The sequence below is a fragment of the uncultured Enterovirga sp. genome (assembly GCF_964242715.1).
In the GTDB taxonomy this organism is placed as follows: Bacteria; Pseudomonadota; Alphaproteobacteria; order Rhizobiales; family Beijerinckiaceae; genus Enterovirga.
The window spans coordinates 102,601-112,128 of record NZ_CAXTAZ010000010.1; the positions used below are offsets into that span (position 1 = coordinate 102,601).

7 protein-coding genes and 1 other RNA gene are annotated in these 9,528 nt (G+C 68.2%); 7 read left to right on the forward strand and 1 reads right to left on the reverse strand.

Annotated features, from left to right (window positions below):
• Positions 1-33: 33 nt before the first annotated feature.
• Positions 34-371: a transfer-messenger RNA gene (gene ssrA, locus ACFE87_RS07720) on the reverse strand.
• A gap of 169 nt (positions 372-540) precedes the next feature.
• Between ssrA and ACFE87_RS07725 the strand changes: the two genes are divergently transcribed.
• From ACFE87_RS07725 to ACFE87_RS07755, 7 genes are all read left to right on the forward strand, one after another.
• Positions 541-1,506, forward strand: a complete 966-nt coding sequence (locus ACFE87_RS07725) for an MBL fold metallo-hydrolase (RefSeq protein ID WP_375459045.1) — start codon at positions 541-543, stop codon at positions 1,504-1,506.
• 2 nt (positions 1,507-1,508) lie between these two features.
• Positions 1,509-2,300 carry an ABC transporter substrate-binding protein gene (locus tag ACFE87_RS07730; protein ID WP_375459046.1) on the forward strand — a complete coding sequence of 264 codons (792 nt, stop codon included), beginning with the start codon at positions 1,509-1,511 and terminating at the stop codon, positions 2,298-2,300.
• Between the two features lie 40 nt (positions 2,301-2,340).
• Positions 2,341-3,354: an LLM class flavin-dependent oxidoreductase gene (locus ACFE87_RS07735; RefSeq protein ID WP_375459047.1), complete on the forward strand. Its 1,014-nt coding sequence runs from the start codon at positions 2,341-2,343 to the stop codon at positions 3,352-3,354.
• 108 nt (positions 3,355-3,462) lie between these two features.
• Positions 3,463-6,318, forward strand: coding sequence for a bifunctional transaldolase/phosoglucose isomerase (locus ACFE87_RS07740; protein ID WP_375459048.1), 2,856 nt, complete (start codon positions 3,463-3,465; stop codon positions 6,316-6,318).
• Positions 6,319-6,462: 144 nt separating this feature from the next.
• Complete coding sequence (gnd, locus tag ACFE87_RS07745; RefSeq protein WP_375459049.1) at positions 6,463-7,443, forward strand: phosphogluconate dehydrogenase (NAD(+)-dependent, decarboxylating); 981 nt, start codon at positions 6,463-6,465, stop codon at positions 7,441-7,443.
• Positions 7,444-7,484: 41 nt separating this feature from the next.
• Entirely contained in the window at positions 7,485-8,990 is a 1,506-nt protein-coding gene (gene zwf, locus ACFE87_RS07750; protein ID WP_375459054.1) for a glucose-6-phosphate dehydrogenase, read from the forward strand.
• The coding region (locus tag ACFE87_RS07755) for a gluconokinase (protein WP_375459050.1) at positions 8,990-9,528 on the forward strand (539 nt) is incomplete at its 3' end. The genes zwf and ACFE87_RS07755, both read left to right, overlap by 1 nt.

Sequence of the window (9,528 nt, forward strand, 5' to 3'; positions counted from 1 at the left end):
GTCGCAAGGGAGCCCAAATGGGAACGGCACCCGAAGGTGCCGTTTCTGTTGCTAGGCTTTCCCGAGCCCCGGATGGTTACGCCGCGAGGCGAACCGCACCCATGTCAACGTTGTCGTTGGCATTTGTGGTTTTGCACTGTTAAGGCCGTAGCTCAGCCTAATCGCAGCCTAGCCTTTATTACGCCTAGTCGAACCCAAGTCGTCCCCATCAAAAGCCCGCCCAGTCTCCCACAAGCGGGCAACGGGCTCATGGTGGAGACGGCGGGAATTGAACCCGCGTCCTAAACGCCTATTCCACTCTGCCTCTACGATCATAGCCGGGTTGCCCCGACCCGATGAATATAGGGCAGATGGCCGGAATCGCAAAGGGGCGCCCGCCGGAGGCGGAACATCCGTCGCTGGACGCCTCGGCGCCCGCACATGCGCAATCGCCGCCGGCGGGCCGAACGTCGCCGGCTTGGCAAGGCAGCGCGGTCCGGGCATGTTCGGCCGAACGATGAGCGGGAGGTCGGCATGAGTAAGATGACCCGGAGAGGCATCATGGCAGGCACATCCGCATCGGCCCTCGGCGCCACGCTCCATTCCGGCCAGGCGGCGGCCGCCGCGCCGCCTGCCGCAAACGAGCAGGCCTCGGGCTTCTATCGCTACCGGGTCGGCGAGTTCCAGGTGACCGTTGTCACCGACGGCGTGAACACCTATCCGATCCCCGAAGGCTTCGTGACGAACGTGCCGAGGAACGAGGTCGGCGCCGCGCTCGCCGCGGCCTATCTCGACGGCGAGAAGATCTCGGTCCCGTACTCGCCGATCGTCGTCAACACGGGCTCGCGCCTCGTCGTCTTCGACACCGGCACGGGCGAGGCGAATTTCGCCGCCTCCAAAGGAGCCGGCGGCCAGTTCCACCGCAATCTCCAGGCCTCCGGCCTGAAACAGGCGGATGTGGACACGGTGGTCATCTCGCATTTTCACGGCGACCACGTGAACGGCCTCCTGACGGCGGACGGCAAGCCAGCCTTCCCGAATGCCGAGATCCTGGTTCCCCGCGCGGAATGGGCCTTCTGGATGGACGACGGCGAGATGAGCCGCGCCTCGAAGGGCCGGATGGAGGGATTGTTCAGGAACAATCGCCGCGTCTTCGACGCGCTCGGCCGCAAGGTGACGCCGTACGAATGGGACCGGGAGGTCGTGCCCGGGATCACGGCGGTCGGGACGCCGGGCCATTCTCCGGGTCACACCTCTTATGTGATCGCGTCCGGCGGCGCGAAGGTCTTCGTGCAATCCGACGTCACCAACGTCCCGGTCCTCTTCGCCCGCAATCCCGGCTGGCATCTCAGTTTCGACCAGGACCCGGTCATGGCCGAGGCGACCCGCCGGCGGGTCTACGACATGCTGTCGGCCGAGCGGATGAAGGTGCAGGGCTTTCACTACCCATTCCCCGCCCTCGCCCATGTCGAGAAAAGCGGCAATGGCTACCGCGAAATCCCGGTGCCCTGGAGCCCGGTTGTCTGAGGATGAGGTTCCTGGCCTTCGCCGCGGGGCTCTTGGCCCTCGCGTCCGTGGCCTCGGCCCAGGCGGTCGACCCGGCTCTTCTCCGGGACATCGCGCCGACCGGCCGCCTCCGGGCGGCCATCAATCTCGGCAACCCGGTCCTGGCCGTCCGGAGCGCGGGCGAGCCGTCTGGGGTCTCGGTCGACCTTGCCCGTGAGCTCGCGCGCCGCCTCGGGCTGCCGCTCGACCTCATCCCCTTCGATGCGGCCGGGACCGTGACGGAGGCGGCAGGCGGAAACGTGTGGGACGTGGCCTTCCTGGCCATCGACCCGAAACGCGCCGACCAGATCGACTTCACCCCGCCCTATGTCGTGATCGAGGGCGCCTATGCCGTGCCAGTGGCGTCCGACCTGCGCGAGGTTGCGGACATCGACCGGGAGGGCATCCGGATCGCGGTCGGACGGGGCAGCGCCTACGACCTTTATCTCAGCCGCACGATCCGGCGCGCGACGCTCGTCCGGGCGCCGACCTCGCCGGAATCTCTCCGACTTTTTACCGTCGACAAGCTCGAGGTGGCCGCGAATGTGAGGCAGCCGCTCGAACGCTTCGTTCGCGAGACGCCCGGCTATCGGATGATCCCGGGCCGCTTCATGATCATCGAACAGGCCATGGGGTCTCCGAGAGGCCGCGCGCTCGCGTCCCGCTACCTCGCGGAGTTCGTCGAGGAGGCCAAGGCGTCGGGCTTCGTCGCGGCAGCGCTCGCCCGGCATTCGCAGCCGGACGCTGCCGTGGCAGCGCCGGCCCGCCCGCGTTGAGACGGGCGCGGCTGTCCATCCGCATCGCCCGGAGCCCCAGGTGAAAGTCTCGATCTTCTCCGTCCAGGACCATCACCCGAGCCGCGAGCGCACGCTGCCGCAGCTTTATGACGAGGTCCTGCGCCAGGGCGTGCTGGCGGACGAGCTCGGCTACGACACCTTCTTCGTGGCCGAACACCATTTCCACGAATACGGGGCCGTCCCGAACCCGTCCGTCTTCCTGGCGAGCCTCGCCCAGCGCACGACTCGGCTCCGGCTCGGCACGGCGATCTCAATCCTGACCTTTCACAATCCCCTGACCGTCGCCGAGAGCTACGCCATGGTGGACGTGCTCTCGAATGGCCGCCTCACGCTCGGGGTCGGGTCGGGGTATCTCAAGCACGAATTCGAAGGTTTTGGGGTCGAGCCGGCGGAGAAGCGCGACCGGTTCGACGAGAACCTCGAGATCGTGGAACGCCTGCTGGCCGGCGAGCGCATCACCCGGGCAGGACGGTTCACGACGCTCGACGACGTCGCGATCAACGTCCGGCCGATCCAGCAGGAGGTGCCGATCTATGTCGCGATCCTCCGGCGCGAGGCCGCCTACCATGTCGGCCGGCGGGGCCGCCGCATGCTGTTCGTGCCCTACGCCTCGGTCGACCATTTCGACGAGATCGGCGAGCTCCTGGCCGAGTTCCGGCGCGGGCGCGAGGAAGCCGGCTTCACCGACCATGCCGAATCCGCCGCGATCACGCTCCACACCCATGTCGCCGAGACCGACGACGAGGCGAGGCGCGAAGCCGAGGACAGTTTCAACCTCTACGTCGCGACCCGGCTCTACGCGAAGAGCGCCGTCTACGACGACATCATCCGGAGCGGGCTGTCGCTCTTCGGCTCGGTCGAGACGGTCGCCGCGAAGGTGATGCGGCTCCGGAAGATGGGCCTCGGCCACGTTCTGACGCTGCAGAATTTCGGGCTTCTGCCCGAGCCTCTCGTGCAGCGCTCCATGCGGCTCATGATGGAGGAGGTGATGCCGCGCGTCCGGGCTGCCGAGACCCGGCTCAGGGCGGCGTGAGCACGCTCAGAACATCTCGCCGGATGGGGCGTTGCACCTCGCCCGGGCCTGTTGGCTGAGGGAGCGGGAAGGCGCAGAAGAGCGCCGGATGGCAAGCGGGATGTCCTCATGAACCCCCTGAAAACCCTGTTCGCCGAGCATGGCCAGGCGATCTGGCTCGACTTCGTCGCCCGCGGCTTCGTGCGGGACGGCCACCTGAGACGGATGGTCGAGGAGGACGACCTCCGGGGCGTGACCTCGAACCCGTCGATCTTCGAGAAGGCGATCGGCCATTCCGACGAATACGACGAGTCGCTGAAGGCGGCGGAGCGCGAGCCCGGCAAGGCCGTGATCGACCTCTACGAGGACCTCGCCATCACCGATATCCAGGCCGCGGCCGACGTGCTCCGCCCGGTCTACGACGCGACGGGCGGCGAGGACGGCTATGTCAGCCTCGAGGTCTCGCCCTATCTCGCGCTCGACACAGAGGAGACGCTGACCGAGGGGCGCCGGCTCTGGAAACAGGTCGGACGCGAGAACCTGATGGTGAAGGTCCCGGCGACCCGCGAGGGCGTGCCGGCGATCCGCACGCTCATCGGCGAGGGCATCAACATCAACGTGACGCTGCTCTTCTCGCAGGACGTCTACGAGGACGTGGCGAACGCTTATCTCGACGGGCTAGAGGCGCTCGCGAAGAACGGCGGCGATGTGGGCCGCGTCGCGAGCGTCGCGAGCTTCTTCGTGAGCCGGATCGACAGCGCTATCGAGAAGGCGCTCGACGCCAAGATCGCGGCCGCGAACGACCCGGACGAGAAGGCCGCGCTCGAAGCCTTGAAGGGCAAGGTCGCGATCGCGAATGCGAAGCTCGCCTACCGCCGCTACAAGCGCCTGTTCGGGAACGGCCGTTTCGATGCGCTCAAAGCCAAGGGCGCGCGCGAGCAGCGGCTGCTCTGGGCCTCGACCGGCACCAAGAACAAGGCCTATCGCGACACCCTCTATATCGAGGAGCTGATCGGGCCGAACACCGTCAACACGGTGCCGCCCGCGACGCTCGACGCCTTCCGGGACCACGGCGTGGCCCGCGCCTCGCTCGAGGAGAATGTCGGGGAGGCCGAGCGCGTGCTGGAACGCCTGGCGCAATCCGGGATCTCGCTCGAGGAGATCACGAAGACCCTGGTCGAGGAGGGCGTCACCCTGTTCAAGGACGCCGCCGACAAGCTGCTGGGCGCGGTGGCCGGGAAGCGCCTGAAGGTGATCGGCAGTGCCCTGAACCGACAGGCGCCGGCTCTCGGCAAGGCGATCGACGAGGAGGTGGCCGGGCTTGCCGAAAGCTGGCGGGCGGACGGCACCGTCCGGCGCCTCTGGAAGCGCGACAAGACCGTCTGGACCAGCACCGACGAGGACAGGTGGCTCGGCTGGCTCGACGTCCTCGACCGCCAGGAGGGTGAACTCGGCGCTTACCGGGCCTTGGCGGACGAGGTCCGGGCCGGCGGCTTCACCGACGCGCTGCTCCTCGGGATGGGCGGGTCGAGCCTCGGTCCCGAGGTTCTGGCCGAGACCTTCGGCTCGCAGCCGGGTTTCCCGAAACTCCGCATCCTGGATTCCACCGACCCGGCCCAGGTGCGGGCGACGGCGGAGGCGGTCGACCTCGCCCGCACGATCCTGATCGTCTCCTCGAAATCCGGCTCGACGCTCGAGCCCAACGTGTTCCGGGACTTCTTCCTCGCCCGGATGAAGGAGGCGGTCGGGGCCGAGGAGGCCGGCTCGCATTTCCTCGCCGTCTCCGATCCCGGCTCGGCGATGGAGAAGGCCGCCCAGCGCGACGGCTTCCGGCACATCTTCTACGGCGAGCCCTCGATCGGCGGCCGCTACTCGGTCCTGTCGGCCTTCGGCCTCGTGCCGGCAGCCGTGATGGGCCTCGATGTCGGCGGGCTGATCCGGAGCGCGCAGGCGATGGTGCGGTCTTGCGGACCCGACGTGCCGCCCGAGGCCAATCCGGGCGTGCAGCTCGGCCTTGCCATGGGCGCTGCCGCCAAGGCCGGGCGCGACAAGGTCACGATCGTGGCGCCTGGGCCGCTCCGAGATTTCGGCGCCTGGGCCGAACAGCTGATCGCGGAATCGACCGGCAAGAACGGCCAGGGCCTGATCCCGATCGACAGCGAGCCGCTCGGCCCGCCGGAGGTCTACGGGACCGACCGCCTCTTCATCCAGCTCCGCCTCGACGGACAGGCCGATGCCGGCCAGGATGCCGCGATCGCGGCCCTGGAGACGGCCGGCCATCCGATCGTCCGGATCGACCTCTCGAAGCCGGAAGACCTCGTCCAGGAATTCGTCCGCTTCGAATTCGCGACCGCGGTCGCGGGCTCGGTGATCGGCATCAATCCCTTCGACCAGCCCGATGTCGAGGCGAGCAAGATCAAGACGCGCGAGCTCACCGACGCCGTCGAGCAGAGCGGCAGCCTGCCGGCCGAGACGCCGCTCTGGTCCGGCGAGGGGATCGAACTCTACACCGACCCGAAGAATGCCGAGGCCCTGAAGCGAGCGGGCGCGACTGACCTCGCCGGCTGGCTGCGGGCGCATATCGACCGCGCCGGGCCGGGCGACTACGTGGCGTTGTTGGCCTACCTGTCCCGCGACAAGAACCACATCGAGCGACTCACCCGCATGCGGGTCGCGCTCCGCGACGTGAAGAAGGTCGCGACCTGCGTCGGCTTCGGGCCTCGTTTCCTCCACTCGACGGGTCAGGCCTACAAGGGCGGGCCGAATTCGGGCGTGTTCCTGCAGATCACCGGCAAGCCGCCCACCGATCTCGATATCCCTGGCCGCAGCTTCACCTTCGGGACGGTCGAGGCCGCGCAGGCACGCGGCGATTTCGAGGTCCTGGCCGAACGCGGCCGGCGCACCCTGCGGGTCCATCTCACGGGCAGCGAGATGGCCGGCGGCTTGCAGGCCGTCGAGGCGGCCCTGCTCAAGGCGCTGGCTTAGCAGGCCTTTACACCACCAGCCGGCGTCATGCTGAGGAGCGGGCGAAGCCCGCGTCTCGAAGCACGCGAGAGGGTTGTGCGTCTTTCGAGACGGCCGGCTGCGCCGGCCTCCTCAGGACGACCGTAGTGGAACGAGGATGACCACATGCAGATTGGGATGATCGGCCTCGGCCGGATGGGCGGCAACATCGTGCGGCGATTGTTGCAGGGCGGCCATTCGGCCGTCGTCTATGATCGGAGCGCAGACGCGGTGGCCGCGCTCGGTCGCGAGGGTGCGGCGCGGAGCGACGGGCTCGAGGATTTCGTGTCGAAGCTCGAACTGCCCCGCACCGCCTGGGTGATGCTGCCGGCGGGTGATCCGACGGAAGAGGCGGTGAACCGCCTCGCCGCGCTGATGAGCGCGGGCGACACGATCATCGACGGCGGCAATTCCTTCTACAAGGACGACATCCGGCGCGCCGCCATCCTGCGGGAGAAGGGCATCCACTATGTCGATGTCGGCACCTCAGGCGGGGTTTGGGGGCTTGAGCGCGGCTATTGCATGATGATCGGCGGCGACCGCGAGGCGGTCGAGCGGCTCGATCCAATCTTCCGGACGATGGCGCCCGGGATCGGCGAGGTCGAGCGCACGCCCGGCCGCGACGGCCGCGACCCCCGGCCCGAACAGGGCTATCTTCATGCCGGGCCGAGCGGATCCGGCCATTTTGTCAAGATGATCCACAACGGCATCGAATACGGGATGATGCAGGCCTTCGCGGAAGGCTTCGACATCCTCCGGGGCGCGAATTCGGCCGAGCTTCCGGCCGAGAACCGCTTCGACCTGAACCTGCCGGACATCGCCGAGGTGTGGCGCCGGGGCAGCGTCGTGTCGTCCTGGCTCCTCGACCTCACCGCCTCGGCGCTCGCCTCCGACGAGAAGCTCGAGAGCTTCAGCGGCTTCGTCCAGGATTCCGGCGAGGGCCGCTGGACCATCAACGCGGCGATCGAGGAAGCGGTCCCGGCCCATGTGCTCTCGGCCGCGCTCTACGCGCGCTTCCGGTCCCGCGAGGAGGCGAGCTTCGCCGACAAGGTGCTGTCCGCCATGCGAAAGGGTTTTGGTGGCCACCAGGAGCCGAAGGCCTCGTGAGCCCCGAAGCTGTGTCCGCGAGACCCCGGGCCTCGGCCCGGATGGCGAAGCCTGCCCCGCCCTGCACCCTCGTCATCTTCGGGGCGACCGGCGACCTGACCCGGCGCCTCCTGATGCCGGCTTTCTACAACCTGTCGCGCTGGTCCCTCCTGCCGGAGGGCTTCGCGATCATCGGCGTCGGACGGAGCGAGATCACGCCCGACGCGATGCGGGCCGATCTCACCGAGGCGATGCGGGGCTTCGTCGCCGACAAGGGCGGCGAACTGGCCGAGAAGGGGCTCGACACGGAGGCCTGGGACCGGGTCGTCGTCCGGCTCGACTATGTTCGGGGCGATGTCGCGGACGTCGAGACCTATGCCGAGATCGGGCGTCGGGTCGCGGCGAACGGGGCGGGCGGCGGCAGCGCCCTCTTCTACCTCGCGGTCGCCGCGAGCCTGTTCGGGCCGATCGTCAAGCTGATCGGCGAGGCGGGGCTCGCCCGGGAGGAGGACGGCGCCTTCCGGCGCGTCATCATCGAGAAGCCCTTCGGGCACGATCTCGACTCGGCCCGGGCGCTGAACCGCGATGTCCTCGGCGTGCTCAGCGAGAAGCAGGTGTTTCGCATTGACCATTTCCTCGGCAAGGAGACGGTCCAGAACATCATGGCCTTCCGGTTCGGCAACGGCTTCTTCGAGCCGATGTGGCATCGCGACCGGATCGACCATGTCCAGATCACGGTGGCGGAGGCCGTCGGCGTCGAGGGTCGCGGCGTCTTCTACGACGCGACCGGCGCCATGCGGGACATGGTGCCGAACCACCTGTTCCAGCTCTTCACGCTCATCGCCATGGACCCGCCCATCTCCTTCGCGGCCGACGCGGTGCGCGACAAGAAGGAGGAGGTGTTGGCATCCGTCCGGCCGCTCGACGAGAAGGCGGCCGTGCGGGACGCGGTGCGGGCGCAATACACCGCGGGCTCAGTGGGCGGGAAGACCGTGCGGGATTACCGCGCCGAGGCGAATGTCGACCCGCGCTCGACGACGGAAACCTATGTCGCGCTAAAACTCGTCATCGACAATTGGCGCTGGGCGGGCGTCCCCTTCTACCTGCGGACCGGCAAGTCGATGACGCGGCGCGACACCGAGATCGCGATCCAGTTCAAACAGGCGCCGCTCGCACTCTTCCGGGAGACCGGGATGGACGAGCAGGTCCCGAACTGGCTCGTGCTGCAGATTCAGCCGGACGAAGGCATCAGCCTGCAATTCGGGGCCAAGATCCCAGGGCCCAAGGTCGCGCTCGACCAGGTCACGATGGGGTTCAAATACCGCGACTATTTCAAGGTCGACCCGTCGACCGGCTACGAGACGCTGATCTACGACGCCATGGTGGGCGACGCGACGCTCTACCAGCGCGCGGACAATATCGAAGGGGGATGGCAGGTGGTGCAACCCGTGCTCGATGCGTGGGCGGCGCTCGCCGCGCCGATGGCCCGCTACCCGGCCGGAAGTGCCGGACCGAAGGAAGCGGACGAGCTTCTCGCCCGGGACGGGCGGTCCTGGAGGCCGCTCTGATGGCGAACGAACCGGCCGGCAAAGCGCCCTGCCCCGCCGTGCTGATCGTGATGGGTGTCTCGGGCTCCGGCAAGACGACCATCGCGTCCCTCCTCGCCCGCCGCCTCGAATGGACCTTCGAGGATGCCGACTGGTTCCACCCGCCCGAAAACGTGGCCAAGATGGCGGCCGGGACGCCGCTGACCGACGCCGATCGCTGGCCCTGGCTGCAGGCGATCAAGACCTGGATCGATTCCACCCGACATGCGGGTCGCCACGGCGTCGTCGCCTGCTCGGCCCTGAAGCGAGAGTATCGCGCCGTCCTCGTCGGATCCCATCCGGACGAGGTCCGCATCGTCTACCTCGACGGCGACCGCGAGTTGATCGGAACGCGGCTTGCCATGCGGTCGGGTCACTTCATGCCGCCGGGCCTGCTCGAGAGCCAGTTCGCCACGCTCGAACCTCCCGGCCCGGAGGAGCGGCCGATCACGATCTCGGTCGAGCCGCATCCGAACGACGTCGTCACGAACATCGTGGCCGCGCTCGAAGGGGAGACGGG